Raw genomic sequence first — 15,647 nt, forward strand, 5'->3', positions numbered from 1 at the left:
CTACTGTTGAAGTATGGCAGTCCTCACTTTATATTAAGTTACTTTGAAGTTTTCCTTCATTTTATATTAAACACCCTATTAGTCTAATAGTATACGGCTTACTGTTTTTAAAATCTGATCTTTATCCGTTGCTACATCATAAAAACCCTTAGATGGATATAAACGCTGAATATCTACTGTACGCATATCCCCTATCTGAAGTCTTGTAATAAAATGATTTGAGAAATCCTTAACTTCAATATCCATTTGAAATTCCTTATCTGGCGGTAAAGAATCTGGTTTTACAGATGTTGTTGGAATGATGACAAACTTAGTTTTAAAATATTTAAATACATAGCACCAATGTCCACCATAGAGCTCTTTTGGAAAACCTCTTGTTAAGTTAAAATATGCAATCTGATGAACCTTAGGTAGCTGCTTTGGTCTATAAAATGTTGTAGACGGGTCCCCAGTTTGATTAGGCGTTAGCTCATCATAGAAATATTTAATTTGCCCTACTTGATAGTTAAGGTCTTCTAGAAAACCTCTTTTCTGCTCGTAATTCTTAATATTCCTAAAGTCTTGCATAATCTTCTGCATAAACTCCTCGTTATCCACATACATCCCCCTTCTCTTTTACTATTTAATAAAATAAAATACCTATTTATATTTGGACTTATGTATATAATAGTTTCATTTATTTTACCATATTTTTCTTTAAAAACAAAGTATTTTCATAAATTTATACCACCTGTCCTTTTAATAGGCATTCATTTTTATAAAAAAAGTGATACGACTAATATATATTTATATCGTATCACTTCTAATTTTTATTTAGGGTTTTATCATATAATATTACATTAGTGATGAAAGTATAAGCTTAATCGTAAATAATACAGCTAAAACATACATCATCACACTGATTTCTTTACGTTTGCCTGAAAACAGTTTTACAAGTACATAAGTAATCCCACCAAAAATAATACCTTCTGAAATACTTGCTGTAAATGTCATCATTGCAACTGTTAAAAAGGCAGGAAGTGCTTCTGTCATATCTGAGAAATCTACTTTTACAATACTATCAAGCATCAGTACACCTACTACAATAAGTGCTGGTGCTGTAGCAAATGATGGAATTGCCATGAAAATCGGTGCAAAGAATAATGCAAGTAAGAAACATGCACCTGTTGAAATTGCTGTCAGCCCTGTACGTCCACCTTCCATAACACCTGCTGAACTTTCTACGAATGTTGTAACCGTTGAAGTTCCAAGAAGTGCACCTGCTGTCGTCCCGATAGCATCTGCAAAGAACGCTTGTTTAATACGAGGAAGTTGTCCTTTTTCATCAAGGTAACCTGCTTTTTCTGCTACCCCCATAAGTGTTCCTAATGTATCAAATAAATCTACAAATAAGAATGAGAAGATTACTATTATAAATGTAAAGATACTTTCTGCACTACCAAAAATTTCTGATGCCTCTGGGAATTTGAAAGCAACTTCTTTAAATCCGTCAAATAAAGAGGTATGACTTCCAAAGTTCGGTAATAGTGAATATACTCCTGCTGCTACATCTACTTGGTACCATCCTATAAGCTGTGCACCTATTCCTAAAAGCCAAGTTGCTAAAATACCCACTAAAATTGCACCTTTAAACCCACGTTTCATCAGTACTACAGTAAGTACTACACCTACCATACAGAGGACTGCTTGTGGTGTAAGCATATTTCCTAAACCAACTAAGTTGCTTTGATTATCTACTACGATGCCTGCTCCTTTAAAACCAATAAATGCGATAAATAAGCCAATACCTGCGCTTACTGAAGCTTTCATACAGCCTGGAATGGCATTGAATAATGCTTCACGTATATTACATGCTGTTAATAAAATAAAGATTAAACCTTCTACAAATACTGCTGCTAATGCAAATTTCCAAGAATAGCCCCAGTTTAAAACAACTGTATAGGTAAAGAACGCATTAAGCCCCATACCTGGTGCCAAAGCAAATGGATAGTTTGCGCAAAGTCCCATAACAACACATCCTACGATTGCTGATAGAACTGTGGCAACGAATACCCCATGTTGATTCATGCCTGCTTCACTTAAAATATTAGGATTAACTGCTAAAATATATGCCATTGTCATAAACGTTGTAATACCTGCAGCAATCTCTTGTTTTACTGTTGTGTGATTTTCTTTTAGTTTAAAAAAGTTCATCTTACCCTCCATAAAATTTAAACGACCTTAACTACTTTTTTATGATAACCTAATGCATTTTCTAGGTCAAGTATTTTTCCGAACTTTTTTATTCACTTCCTTTAAAATGTTCGTTTTTACACCTTCTGTATACTTTTCCAACTTTATGTTTATGCTTTTACTAATACTTATTTTAAGGTCTCGTGCTTATTTAGGTAAATTATGCTATACTAAATATGTATTAATATTTTATTTTAAGCAATTAATTCTTAGTAATTAAATAGAAAGGTTTACACATGATTAATTATAAATTAGTACTTGCCTATGACGGCTCTAAATATAATGGCTTTCAACGCCAAAGTAAACATCCCGAAAAAACAATTCAAGGTAAGGTTGAAGCGGTTCTTTCAAGGCTTTTTGAAGAAGATATTCAAATCATCGGTTCAGGACGTACTGATGCTGGCGTCCATTCACACGGACAAACTTGTAATTTTTTTAGCGAACGTTCTATTTCTCTAGAAGAGATATCAGATTATTTAGCTACTTACTTACCTAATGATATTGCTATTACAGGACTTAGCATTGCTTCACCACGTTTCCACTCTCGTTATAATGTGGTAAAAAAGTGTTATGTCTACACCATTGATAATAATAAATTTGCAGATCCTTTTACACTCAAATATGCTTATCATGTAAAAACTCCCCTCAATATTGAGGCGATGAAAACTGCCAGTACGTATCTTTTAGGAAAACATGACTTTAAAAGTTTTACTTCTCTTAAATCTAAAACTAAATCTACAGTGCGTACAATCTACAGTATAGACTTTCATGTAGTGGATTCTAAAATTAAAATCACTTATGAAGGGGATGGCTTCTTACAACATATGGTACGTATTTTAACAGGTACACTTATAGAAGTTGGCCTTGGTGAAAAGTCACCAGAGGAAATACCACATATACTAAATGCCTTAGAACGTGCAAAAGCAGGGGCTACTGCGCCTGCCAATGGCCTTTGTATGGAAAAAGTATACTACGATTAATTAAAAGAAGGAGGAATCTATGCAAACTTATCCTATTTCTAACCGTAAAGAATTTATGGCAAAGCTTTTGAAATCTGATTTATTTGATACATTTGAAGTTAAAGAAGTCATCATTCATGCTGCCTTTAAACTTGTGATTGATGGCGGACGTAATATGGATTACTTTGATACCTTAAATGGTGAAACTTATTCAAAGCTGCTCACTTGGGGAGAACTTCGCAAAAATGTATACGAGCTGATGCAAGGTAGTAAAATGCCAACTTACTTTAAAATCGTATTAGGTACGAATGCAGCTAAAACTGCTACTTTAGCCCCAGAAGCCTCTGCCTTCTACCTTAATATTCACTTTAAAGATAATCAAATCAGTTGCAGCACTGGTACTTCTTATAAAACCTTTACATTAGACCAAAGTGCTGATAAACTATGGGATGAAAAAATGAAACAATTCTTGTTTAAATATAATTTTATGTAACATATAAGTGACCTATAGCATGGCCTACCCTTATGCAGTAGGTCACTTTCATTTTATTTATTTAAGGAGAGATGTATTATGAATTACGAAAAGCTTCATACTAGTTTTATCTGCCTCATAATCATGACAATCATTCAATTTTTAACAGGATGTTTTTTACTCCATCACCTGCTTATTACTATTCTTTCTATCTTAGCCTTTCTTTTATGTTTAGGGGGTCTTATTTATACTAATAAAAAATTAGAATCAAAAAAATAGTTTAATATTCATTATATTTTCTTCAAATTTGTATTTTATACTTGTTGCATTAAAAGATAAATATCTAAGGAGGTACCTTTATGTCTAAACAAGGTAATTTATCAATTAATAGTGAAAATATTTTCCCTATTATCAAAAAATGGCTCTACTCAGACCATGATATTTTTACACGTGAAGTAATTTCAAATGCCTGTGATGCCATTTTAAAATTTAAGAAACTCTGTGATATGGGTGAAGCTACAGATACCCTCGGCGAAGATTTTAAGGTTGTTGTTACTTTAGATAAAGAAGCTAAGACACTTACTTTTGCTGACAATGGTATCGGTATGACAGAAGCAGAAATCGAAAAATATATTACGCAGATTGCTTTTTCTGGTGCTGAAGATTTCTTGGCTAAATACAAAGATAAAATGAACGAAGACCAAATCATTGGACATTTCGGACTTGGTTTCTATTCTGTCTTTATGGTAGCTGATACAGTGGATATCGATACAGTTTCTTATCAAACGGGAACTGCTGTAAAATGGACATGTGATGGCGGGACAACTTATGAACTTTCTGAAGGTAGCCGTACATCTCGTGGTACAACCATTACGCTCCATATCAATGAAGAAAGTGAAATGTTCTTAGATTACTATACACTTTCTGAAACAATTGAAAAATACTGTTCTTTCATGCCAGTACCTATTTATGTCATTGACGCGCAAAAAGAAGCTGAAAGAAAAGCTGAAGCAGAGAAAAAGGCTCAAGAACCTGTTGATGTAGATGAAAACGGTGAAGTGAAAGAAGCACCTATTTCTGATGAACCTAAACCAATCAATGATTCACACCCTTTATATGTAAAACAACCTTCAGAATGTACAGATGAAGAGTATAAAGATTTTTATCGTAAAACATTCTCAGATTTCAACGAACCACTCTTTTGGATTCATTTAAATATGGATTATCCTTTTAGATTAAAAGGTATCCTTTACTTCCCTAAACTTTCACATGAACTCGAAACTGTTGAAGGACGTATTAAACTTTATAACAATCAAGTCTTCGTAGCTGAGAATATTAAAGAAGTTATTCCTGAATTCTTACTTTTATTAAAAGGTGTTATTGATTGCCCTGATTTACCACTTAACGTTTCAAGAAGCTTACTTCAAAATGATGGCTTCGTTACTAAAATTGCAGACTACATTACTAAAAAAGTGGCTGATAAACTTATTTCACTTTCTAAGAAAGAAAATGAAACTTATAAAAAATTCTGGGATGATATTGCACCATTTATCAAATATGGCTGCCTAAAAGAAAGCAAGTTCTTTGATAAAATGAAAGACTATATCTTATTTAAAACAACCAATGAAGACTATGTCACACTTAATGAATATCTTGAAAAAGTAAAAGATACAAATGAAAATACTGTCTTCTATATTTCAAATAAGGAACAACAATCTCAGTACATCAAGATGTTTAAAGATAATGAACTCTTAGCAGTTTATCTTGAACATTCTATTGATGCACCATTTATCTCTCATCTTGAGTACAGCAATCATGAAGTAAAATTCAAACGTATTGACTCTAACATTTCAGATGCTTTAAAAGGTGAAGCAGCAGATAAAACTTATGAAGAAAATCTCACAACACTTTTCAAAGAAAAAGTTGGTAATGACAAACTTAAAGTGAGCGTAGAAAACTTAAAATCAAATCATGTAGCTTCTATGATTTTAATCTCAGAAGAAAGCAGACGTATGCAAGAAATGATGAAAATGTACAATATGATGGGTATGGGTGCTCCAGAAACAGAAATGACACTTGTCCTTAATCAAAATCATCCACTTGTAGACGCCCTTGCTCATAAAGATTTAAATGATGAAACTAAAACTTTAGTTTGCAAACAGCTTTATGACCTTGCGCTTCTTGCTAATCAAAGCTTAAGTGCAGAAGCTATGTATGATTTCGTAGAACGTAGCAATAAACTACTTGGTATGATTTTATAAAACTTTTTTATACCGATAATACCAAAAAGGAACTGTATGAATTTCATACAGTTCCTTTTTGCTTATAGCCCAGATACCTAGTGGGCCTATATTCACGCTCTTCTCTTTCTCCTATATATAACTACTTAATATAAGTATTTAGCAAAGTCCACCTGCTGTGACTAACATTTGACCAATTGTAAGCACAATATTTCCCACATCTTCCAATCCTTCTTTATCGAGTACATCAACTAGCAAAAGCCCTATAATGACTGAAAATATAATGGCACCTTGTGGCGAGTTAAGGCAACTGCATCCCCCACAAAAACGACTAAAACCTGGTTGAAAACAGCTCATCATATCACCTATTTCTTTAAAGCTATTTTTATCATATGTTTTTTCTCTTTATTTGGTGCTAGGACCTTCTTTATTATAAATCGCCTATCATAGGACAACTTTTACTTGAATAGTATAAGATTGAATACTTATGCTTTTAAGGAGTGATTAGATGGGTTTATTACAAGTTGGCTCTAAAGTCCCCTCTTTTACCGCCTCTAGCACACAAGGCCTTGTGGATCTTAATAGCTATAAAGGACAATGGGTACTATTGGTTTGTAGTCCTACTGCATTCAATACTGCACGTAAAAACGAAATTATTACACTGATGAAACATGCATCTACCTTAAAAAAGCTTTCACTTCAAGTCTTACCTGTATGTATGGACCAAAATGCTGCGCATTTATCTTGGTTTTATTCTACTGTACATTTAGGAAATTACAAGATGCCATTTCCTATTGTAGATGACCGTGAAGGTAGAATTGGTAAAATCATCGGTCTTGCACATACCAATATGCGACAAGCAAATACAGAAGTTTTACTCATTTCACCAGAGCAAACTTTAGTCGAACAATTCTCTGTTCCTGTACTTAATAATGTAGAACTTCAAAATATCGTTAGTACTTTCGAAGGGGTAAAGAATTCTTATAGACCACAGCCTATTCAAAGTACAGAAAACCAACCCATTGGTACAAACCCATACTGTCAAGTTACATCCCCTATCGTTGGTGAGTATGTTTTAGGTAATCCCAGTAACGTGGATGCCAATCTCTTGGACTTTGCCATCTATGCTTTTGCCCTCATTAATCCAGATGGTACATTTACCGTCTATTCCACCCGCTACTTAGAAGAACTCGTTAACTTAAAATCAGAAAATCCTAGCATTAAAATTATACTTGCCATTGGTGGCTGGGGTGCAGATGGTTTCTCAGATGCTGCGCTTACGCCTACTTCCCGCTATGCTTTTGCTAGAGAAGCCAAACGCTGGGTAGATGAATATGGTCTTGATGGTATTGATATTGACTGGGAATATCCTGGTTCTAGTGCTGCTGGTATTAAATCTAGACCACAAGATACAGAAAACTTCACCTTGCTCCTTACAGCTCTGCGTGATGTTTTAGGCGCAGATGCTTGGATTAGTGTGGCGGGTACTGGTGAAACCTCCTATATCAATAGCGTAGAGATTGCTAACATCGCACCTATTATTAATTACTTTAACCTAATGGCCTATGACTTTACTGCTGGTGAAACAGGTCCAGGTGCCGCTAAACATCAAGCAAACCTCTATCCTTCTGAGCTTGCCCTTAATAATACAAGTATTGATGGTCAGGTTAATAATTTAATTGCTGCTGGCATGCCATCTTATCAGATTTTATTAGGTATCCCATTCTATGGCCGCTATGGTGCGACAGATACAAAAACTTTTGATGATTTACGTAAAAACTTCTTAAATCAAGATGGCTATCAAATCCGATGGGACAATACAGCTAAGGCAGCTTATGTCGTTGATTCCCGTGGTAACTTCGTTTACTCCTACGACAATCTTCTTTCTATCTATTTCAAAGGGCTTTATGTTGTTGAGAAATGCTTAGGCGGTATGTTTTCTTGGCAATCTAGCATGGATAAGGCCAATATCCTTACAAGTGGTATGTCTCAGGCTATCAGAAACATGGCTGGACTTGAAAAGCTTTTAGCCGAAGCCTATTATACTTCTATCGGTGGATCAAATAACCAGTAAGGCCTACCATTATAAAACTATAAAAATAGGTTGGCATTCAACTTGAATGTCAACCTATTTTTATAGCTTTCATCAGCCTAACAATTAATCCACTGATTAATATTATACAAATAAATAACTTTTTCTTTAACCGGTATTCCGGTAATCTGATGTAGTGCTTCTTCATATAAATCAAGTTGCTTTGTATAGCGCGCTTTAATACGCTTGATACTTTCTTCTTGGTTTTCTGGTGCTACATAATCTGTTTTATAATCAATAATTACAAGACCATCTTCCTCTAAGAAAAATGTATCGACAATCCCTTGAATCAAAATCTCTTCATCTTCTGGATAGTTTTCAGATACTTCATTTGCTTTAGCCAAATAAATAAATTGTTTTTCTTTCCATACATGTTTGGCAGTCTTCATACGCTGCACCATCTTAGAATTTGCCATTTCTACAAGACGTTTTATTGAAACCACTTGTAGCACTTCTTCTTGCAGCTGCTTTTCACCAATCAACCTTATAAGCTCTTCTTTAATGGCTTCATAGGTATTGAATTTCAAGAAATCTAAGTGTTCAAAAATACTGTGAATAAGCGTTCCGCGTTTTGCACCTGCAATAACTTCTTCATTTTTAATAAAATGTGGGACAGGCATTTCATCTGCCACTTTAAGAGGTGCTATAAGACTTTCTTCTACTTGACCTATTTCACTAACTTGCTTTTGTGCTTCTCTTTTTATTTCTGAAACAGATAACTTAGTAGGCAGATATATGGCTGCTTCATGTGGATAGGTGAAACTCAACCTTCTATCAATTTCCTCTTTATAGTCCCCATATACCTTTTCAGCATCCCAATTTTCTAGCAGCTCTCTTTCATCTTTTTGATGCAACTCCTGCATCTTATTTTCCATGCCAAGACTTGCTTTATCCCAAACAGTCAACTGCCATTTGGATTTTCCTTTAAAACAAATACTATTTTCATCACCTATCAAACTTCTTACAGCACTTATTTCACTATGGGCGTATAAACTCATTCCAATCCAGTTTAAATAGGAACCTGCTTTTTTAACCCCCAGTGGTAAAATGCTATTATTTTCACGGCGTGCAAACATGCTCCATTTTTTTGCTGCCTTTTCCATATCTGAAACTGTTCCTGTAATGAAAAGCTTCTCTTTAGGCCTTGTTAAAGCCACATATAAAACACGCATTTCTTCTGAAATATTCTCAGAAATAATTTTGTTTTTAATTGCAATCTTAGGTATTGTTGGGTATCTTACATACATCTCTGTATCCATATAGTCTGGTGCAATCCCTAAATCATTGTGTAATAATACATTTTTCATAATGTCACTATGGTTAAACTTTTTACCCGTGTCACATAAGAAAACGACACTAAACTCTAACCCTTTACTTTTATGAATACTCATAATGCGCACAAGATTTTCACTTTCTCCTACTAACTTGGCTTCTTGTAAGCCATCTGTTGTTTGCTGCAATTTAGTCACATATTGAAGGAACCCGAAGAGCTTTCCGTTATTCATGTTTTCATATTGAGCTGCATACTTTTTAAGGAGACTTAAGTTTGCCTTTTTCTTAGCACCTGTTGGCAACATAGAAACATAGCGATAGTAGCCTGTTTCTACATATAACTTAGCAATTAATTCTTCTATCGGTAAATCGGCGCTTGCTTCGCGATATAGTTCTAACTGCTTGCGGAAAACTCTCACACTTTCCTTAGCATCTTCTCTTTGTAAGTAAGCTTCTAAAGCTTCAAAGAAGCAGCCTTCTTCTTGCGTCTTGCGGATATGAACAAGATCATCTAACTTAAGTCCTACAATAGGTGAACGCAGTACGGTTAAAAGTGGAATATCTTGAAGCGGATTATCGATAATCTGTAAGTAACTAATAATAGTTTGAATCTCTATGGCTTCAAAGAAATTATCACTTACATCTGCATAAGCACCTATTCCTCTATTAATCAGTGCCGTTTCAAAAATAGAAGCTTTTTCTTTCGTTGCACGTAATAAGATAACAATGTCTCTTGGCTCCACCTTGCGATAATCACCAATTTCCTTATCAAATATATGCGTTGGATTACCTTCTCCTTTTAAGAGTTTATCAATTAGGCCTGCTACCATTAGAGCTTCACATTCCACTTTTTTAAGGTCCTCAAGACTATTTTCTTCCCCTTCAGTGCTTACCTCTGGCTCTTTCGTCTCTAAAACATGTACTTCTATACTTTCAGCTAAACTATGAGGACTTAAACCTTCACTATTCCCTTCATTATAAAGATTTCCTACATATAACTTTGCATAATCATCATATTCTAGCTCGCCTACTTCTGTACTCATTACCTGTTCAAAAATATCATTAACACCTTGTAAAATGTTATCTCGGCTTCTAAAGTTCTGAGATAAGTCGATACAAATATCTTGAATAGGACTTTTTCCCTCTGAGGTAGCTTCTTGCATGCATTGTGCTTCACTCTCCTCTAACTGATGCTTATCAAACTTCTGATACTTCTCAGCAAAGATTAATGGATTTGCAAGACGGAAACGATAAATACTCTGTTTCATATCTCCTACCATAAACCTTGTCGTATGTGCTTCCTTATTGGCATTTGCCACAGCACCTAAAATCGTTTCCTGCACTGTATTACTGTCTTGGTATTCATCAATATATACTTCCTTATAAAAGGCACCTAACTCTTTTGCCACATCTGTATAATGAAGTGTATACTCTCCTTTTTCGTCAAACTCAGGTTCTACCAAAAGTTTCATACACAAATGCTCAAGGTCACTATAATCTACTACACCTGCTTTTTGCTTGGCTTCACTATAACGCTGTTCAAATTCTTTAATAAGCGCTACCAACTTTTCCATCAGTTCACCTACTTTAGGAAGCTGTGCGCTCAATTTAGGGTCTTCTACAAATGCTAAATCACTTTGTATATCTTTTACAACTTCTTTTGCTAAATCACGATAAGCTTTAACCTTTTCCTTGAGCGCTTCATCACATTCTTGTTTTTTACGTGGAAGTGCTGCAAAACTTATCTGCTTTACAGCTTCCATTAATGTATCTAAATCAGTATGTGCGTCAATGTTTTCTAAAGGTTTAACATCATTTTCTAAAGTTGGTCCATAAAGCATAGGGCCATTTGGCAAATTACAAAGGGCTAAGGCATCTTTATAAATGATTTTAATATCTTTTATCTGATCATAAATCATTTGTTTAATTGCATCCGCCCAAGGCATCTCTGACACTGTCTGATAGGGTGTCTTTAAATGTCTTACTTGTAATTTAAGCCACTCCTCTGGAAAAGGTGTACTTTTTGAAAAGGTATACACATCCAAAATAAGCCTTATTAACGTAGCCATTCCCTGCACATTGCCATATACATCAGCAAGTGCTAAAAAGTCTTCATCTTCTTCCTCAAAACATTCTTCTAGAAGCTCTTCTAATATTTCCATCTTCATAATCTCAAGTTCTGCTTGATTACCTACTTTAATATTAGGGTCAATATCTAAACGGTTAAAGTACGCTTTGATAGTCTTTAGACAAAAAGAGTGAATCGTTGAAATAGAGGCTTTGTGTACCAGTGCCATCTGACGCTCTAAATAATTTACTTTTACCATTACCTTAGGGTCTTCCATATTTTCTTCAAGCTGAAGCTTTTGCATCTGTTCACCTAGTTTGGCTGTAATACGCTCTTTCATTTCCCCCGCTGCTGCACTTGTAAAGGTTACAATGAGGAAGCGGTCTATTTCAATGGGTGCTTCTGTGTCACTCCCCATAATACGCTTTAATACACGCTCTGTTAAAACGGCAGTTTTTCCTGAACCTGCTGCAGCTGAAACTAAAATATTGGCCCCACGTTTATCAATGGCGGCTTGTTGCGCTGGTGTCCATGCCATTTAAAATCCCTCCTCTTTGCTCTCAATACGTCGCCATATTTCTTCTTTACTTAAGTTTTCCAGCTTATCAAAGCAGTTATCTGGCTGACTTTCGTTAAATTGACAAATTGTGCTGTAAATACAGTATACACAAGGATTTTTATCTCCTAACTTAAATGGTTTAGCACTTACTTTACCCTCTAGTATTTGTGTTCCCAAGTCTCTTACTGCATCTATAATATGTTCTTCTAAAAGTTCAAACTGCTCTGTTGTTGCTGTAGAAGAACCTTTTCTGACACTTTCATCTTTATTAAGTGTGACTGGAATAGTTGAACCTGTTCCAGTTTTATCTAATGCCTTAATAACTTCCATCTGCTCTAATACAAGACCTGAAAGTTTAAACTGTTTCATATGATTTGCTTCAATCTCATCCTCTTCCATCCCTACTTTGTAGGTGACATACGGATTATTAATATGGAAGTAGAATACCCCTCCTGGTTCATAGGCATGATTAAGTTTTAAATAGGCATCTAAATATAACAGGAGCTGTAATTGTAGTCCATAATAAACTTCTAATAAATTAAAGTTTTTGTTACCTGTTTTATAATCTAATATTTTCACATAGCTTGTTTCAGGATCTTTGTAATATATATCTACACGGTCAATTTGCCCCGTAATATAAACCTTGCGGCTTTCATCAATATCAATTTGAATTGGCGGGAAACCTTGGCCTTCCCCAAAATTAATTTCATAACCTACAGGCCTAAATTCTCCATTTTTAAGATGTGTAGTTAAAGCCTTAATAGCACGTCTTGCCATTTTCTCCACTTTAGAAGCCGTATATTTAAAGCGACCTGAATCCCTTTGTAGACGTTTAAGCTGCTCCATGGCCGAATCCGTAGCTTTTTTAACAGCTACCTGCATTTCCTGTGGCTGTGCCTCCGTCCAGGTAGTCCCCATGAGAGCTAGTTCCTTAGGATATTGCTCTAATGTCGCATGGAAAAGCGTTCCCACTTCTGCACTATTCCACTCAAAGACCTTACGCTCTTCTGCTTTAATACCATATTTCATAAAGTAACAACATGCACAGTTTCTAAAGTTCTCAAGACGTGAAATACTTGTTTTTAAAACGGGCTCATTATAAAGTAACTTTGTTGTTTCAGGATTTAAATAATGTTGCTGATTGCTATAGAATAAATAGTCGCCTAAACCTTTTAATCGCTCCTTCCAAGCAGGTGAAGTAGCATACCAGCTCACCACATCCTTCCAGTCCTCTCCCTGCTCACGGCCTTCAATATATTCTCTAAGACGGCTACCTATATAACCAAATGTAGGCAATGGGCGATACACCTCATCTAATAAACTCATATGTTTATCCTCAGCTGGCTGTCTAAACATTTTCCCTAAGCGATAAAAAATTAAAGAAGGTCTTAATGGCTTACCATTTTCATCACTTAAAGCCGCACTTAAATAAAGCTTCTTAGTGGCACGTGTCAAGGTAGTATAAACCATAAAGGCCGCACCATATAGGGGCTGATTAATAATCAAATCACTGAAGCGCCCTTTTGCTTCACTACCTGTTTCACAGAGCTGGCCTAATGTAACCTTATCCATATCTGAAAAAATAGGGGTTGCTTCATCTGTCTTTGGAATCAGCCCTTCATTGGTTCCTAATATAAAGAGTGCCTTAAGACGTGGCAACCTTGTACGCTCAATTTCTCCAATTAATACCTCATCACTAGCAGGCGGAATAACACCCATCTTGAGATAAGAAAAGCTGGTTTCCAAAATACGCTTATACGTATTGACATCTAATCGTTCATCACCTAAAAGGTCTACAAGACGCTCAAATACTTCTATAATCTGCCCCCAAATTTGCGTATTTTCAAGTTCAAGTAAGCGGTTATCTTCTTCTTTATTCTTGGCAATCATTTTTTGCAGTGTTTCATAAGCACCTATTTCCTGCAAGAAATAAAATAGTGCACTTGTAAGATCTACTACTTTGATTTGCCCCTCTACCTTTCCTTCTTTAATACGTTTTTCAAATGCCATAATAGGTTCTAATATTTGAAGGCGTACTGCGTTAATATGTGCTTGCAGTTCACTTTCTTCCGTATCATATTGCCATTCTTGTTGCCATTTTTTCTTTCCTTTGATGCCATAAGCTAAAATATAGTTCTCTAAAATATCAATATCTTCTCTTGAAATAGGCAGCATATACGTTCTTAAAAATGCCATCATGCTTTTATAGCTGTAGCTTCCTGTCACCACATCCAGTACACCTTCTATGGCAGCCACTAAACTATTTGTGTGAATATTACGCTTAATATCCAGGAAATATGGAATCTCATATTCTTTAAAGCTACTTTGAATAAGTGATTTGTATTCCGCTACATCACCTACAATAAGGGCAATATCATGATAACGATAACCTTCGTCACGCACTAAACTCACAATACGCTTTGCCACTGCTTCTACTTCTTCCATACGGCAGCTATAGGTATTTAGACGAATGGCATTGCTTTCTTCTTTAAAAGGTTGCTGATAAGGCTTTAAGTAATTTTCTTCTAAATGAATAAACTCTGGTGCCAATAAACCTTCTTCATATACTGGTGTTAAAAATTTGGTTTTATAAGTAAGCTTCTCTCCTTCACATATTCCCATTAACCGTTGATACATTTGAATACTCTCATAAAATGGATGGCTTGTGCGTACCTTTTCCGTCAAACCATACACACGATCCATAGGTAAGGTAATGCTGACCTTCTTTGCCTTCTTCATCAATTCCCTAATGATATTTAACTGCGTCATTGTAAAGCCATAAAAGCCATCAATCCATATTTGTGCCTGACTGAGTGTCTTACTCTTATGAATAGATTGTGCCAAAAGGCTCATGTTCTTTTCAATCGTTAAAAATTGTGTGCTGATATATTCTTCAAAATAACCATAAATCTTTTGAAGGTCTACAAGTTTACTTTGAAATAAGGACGTTACAGCCTCACTTCCTATCATTTCTTCTAACTCTGCTTGTCCTAAACCGGATTGTTCAAACATCGTAATAAGACGATTAACAGATTCTATAAATCCTGTATTATTGATATTCTTTTTATAAAATACTAATTCTTTTTTATGTTCTTCAATGACCTTTTTTAAAATAATCATACGTTCCAAGTCTTCGATAACAGGGATATTTTCTTTACCGACTTCCTGAAAAACGCTACGTGCTAGCGTATTAAAACTTAAGACTTCTGCACGCAATAGCCCTGGATAAAGCTTCTTCGCTAAGTCCTTCTGTGTCTGTAGGTTGAACTGCTCTGGTACTAAGACAATCAGACTCCCATATGCCTCTTCTTCAAGTTCCTTAGCAACTGCTTCATAGCAATAGTTAGTTTTACCTGCTCCAGATCTCCCTAGTATAAATTCGATTGGTTGCATAACTTCACCGCCCTCTCTTTAGTTCTCTGTTTCTATTTTAACATATTTTATGCATGGCATATAGTTTATGGATTTCTCTTTTAATAATGCCCTGTATATTATTTATTAAACATTTATGCACGATGTCATTTTTATCTTTCTATCCCTTTATTTCTTTGATTTTATTGAATATTTGAAATTTAAATACTATAATTATAGAGAAACCAACTAAAACCTTGAAATATACATGTAGGTAAATTGGTTTCTCCCAATGCTTTCACATTGCTAAAGATTATGAATAACTAAATTTTATAAATGTGAAATCTATATAGAGAAACCAACTAAAAACTTAAAATATACATGTGCGTAAGTTGTTTTCTC

9 protein-coding genes are annotated in these 15,647 nt (G+C 35.0%); 4 read left to right on the forward strand and 5 right to left on the reverse strand.

What is annotated here, in order from left to right:
• Positions 1–78: 78 nt before the first annotated feature.
• Together AC1VAQ_RS00415 and AC1VAQ_RS00420 are read right to left on the reverse strand one after the other, a co-directional pair.
• A complete protein-coding gene (locus AC1VAQ_RS00415; protein WP_303243749.1) occupies positions 79–603 on the reverse strand; it encodes a hypothetical protein in 525 nt (174 codons plus the stop codon).
• A 231-nt stretch (positions 604–834) separates the two neighbouring features.
• Positions 835–2,193: an NCS2 family permease gene (locus tag AC1VAQ_RS00420; RefSeq protein ID WP_302596377.1), complete on the reverse strand. Its 1,359-nt coding sequence runs from the start codon at positions 2,191–2,193 to the stop codon at positions 835–837.
• Positions 2,194–2,468: 275 nt separating this feature from the next.
• Here AC1VAQ_RS00420 and truA point away from each other — a divergent pair, with 275 nt between their 5' ends.
• The 3 genes from truA to htpG all read left to right on the forward strand — a co-directional run bounded on the left by truA (position 2,469) and on the right by htpG (position 5,924).
• Positions 2,469–3,212, forward strand: coding sequence for a tRNA pseudouridine(38-40) synthase TruA (gene truA, locus AC1VAQ_RS00425; RefSeq protein WP_302596376.1), 744 nt, complete (start codon positions 2,469–2,471; stop codon positions 3,210–3,212).
• Positions 3,213–3,231: 19 nt separating this feature from the next.
• Positions 3,232–3,684, forward strand: coding sequence for a DUF5721 family protein (locus tag AC1VAQ_RS00430; protein ID WP_303243750.1), 453 nt, complete (start codon positions 3,232–3,234; stop codon positions 3,682–3,684).
• Positions 3,685–4,022: 338 nt separating this feature from the next.
• Positions 4,023–5,924, forward strand: a complete 1,902-nt coding sequence (htpG, locus tag AC1VAQ_RS00435) for a molecular chaperone HtpG (RefSeq protein ID WP_302596911.1) — start codon at positions 4,023–4,025, stop codon at positions 5,922–5,924.
• Positions 5,925–6,062: 138 nt separating this feature from the next.
• Here htpG and AC1VAQ_RS00440 read toward each other — a convergent pair whose 3' ends face one another.
• A complete protein-coding gene (locus AC1VAQ_RS00440) occupies positions 6,063–6,260 on the reverse strand; it encodes a hypothetical protein (protein WP_479903362.1) in 198 nt (65 codons plus the stop codon).
• Positions 6,261–6,411: 151 nt separating this feature from the next.
• Here AC1VAQ_RS00440 and AC1VAQ_RS00445 point away from each other — a divergent pair, with 151 nt between their 5' ends.
• Positions 6,412–7,977, forward strand: coding sequence for a glycosyl hydrolase family 18 protein (locus AC1VAQ_RS00445; RefSeq protein WP_302596913.1), 1,566 nt, complete (start codon positions 6,412–6,414; stop codon positions 7,975–7,977).
• Positions 7,978–8,054: 77 nt separating this feature from the next.
• Here the strand turns inward: AC1VAQ_RS00445 and addA are convergent, their stop codons facing one another.
• Complete coding sequence (gene addA / locus AC1VAQ_RS00450) at positions 8,055–11,873, reverse strand: helicase-exonuclease AddAB subunit AddA (RefSeq protein WP_479903363.1); 3,819 nt, start codon at positions 11,871–11,873, stop codon at positions 8,055–8,057.
• Positions 11,874–15,287 carry a helicase-exonuclease AddAB subunit AddB gene (gene addB / locus AC1VAQ_RS00455; RefSeq protein WP_479903364.1) on the reverse strand — a complete coding sequence of 1,138 codons (3,414 nt, stop codon included), beginning with the start codon at positions 15,285–15,287 and terminating at the stop codon, positions 11,874–11,876.
• Positions 15,288–15,647: the final 360 nt, after the last annotated feature.

Source organism: Cellulosilyticum sp. (genome assembly GCF_982396655.1).

Excerpts from the sequence above, each read along its gene's own strand:
- AC1VAQ_RS00415 (WP_303243749.1), bottom strand. The coding sequence starts at position 603 with ATGTATGTGGATAACGAGGAGTTTATGCAGAAGATTATGCAAGACTTT.
- AC1VAQ_RS00420 (WP_302596377.1), bottom strand. The coding sequence starts at position 2,193 with ATGAACTTTTTTAAACTAAAAGAAAATCACACAACAGTAAAACAAGAG.
- truA (WP_302596376.1), top strand. The coding sequence starts at position 2,469 with ATGATTAATTATAAATTAGTACTTGCCTATGACGGCTCTAAATATAAT.
- AC1VAQ_RS00430 (WP_303243750.1), top strand. The coding sequence starts at position 3,232 with ATGCAAACTTATCCTATTTCTAACCGTAAAGAATTTATGGCAAAGCTT.
- htpG (WP_302596911.1), top strand. The coding sequence starts at position 4,023 with ATGTCTAAACAAGGTAATTTATCAATTAATAGTGAAAATATTTTCCCT.
- AC1VAQ_RS00440 (WP_479903362.1), bottom strand. The coding sequence starts at position 6,260 with ATGAGCTGTTTTCAACCAGGTTTTAGTCGTTTTTGTGGGGGATGCAGT.
- AC1VAQ_RS00445 (WP_302596913.1), top strand. The coding sequence starts at position 6,412 with ATGGGTTTATTACAAGTTGGCTCTAAAGTCCCCTCTTTTACCGCCTCT.
- addA (WP_479903363.1), bottom strand. The coding sequence starts at position 11,873 with ATGGCATGGACACCAGCGCAACAAGCCGCCATTGATAAACGTGGGGCC.
- addB (WP_479903364.1), bottom strand. The coding sequence starts at position 15,287 with ATGCAACCAATCGAATTTATACTAGGGAGATCTGGAGCAGGTAAAACT.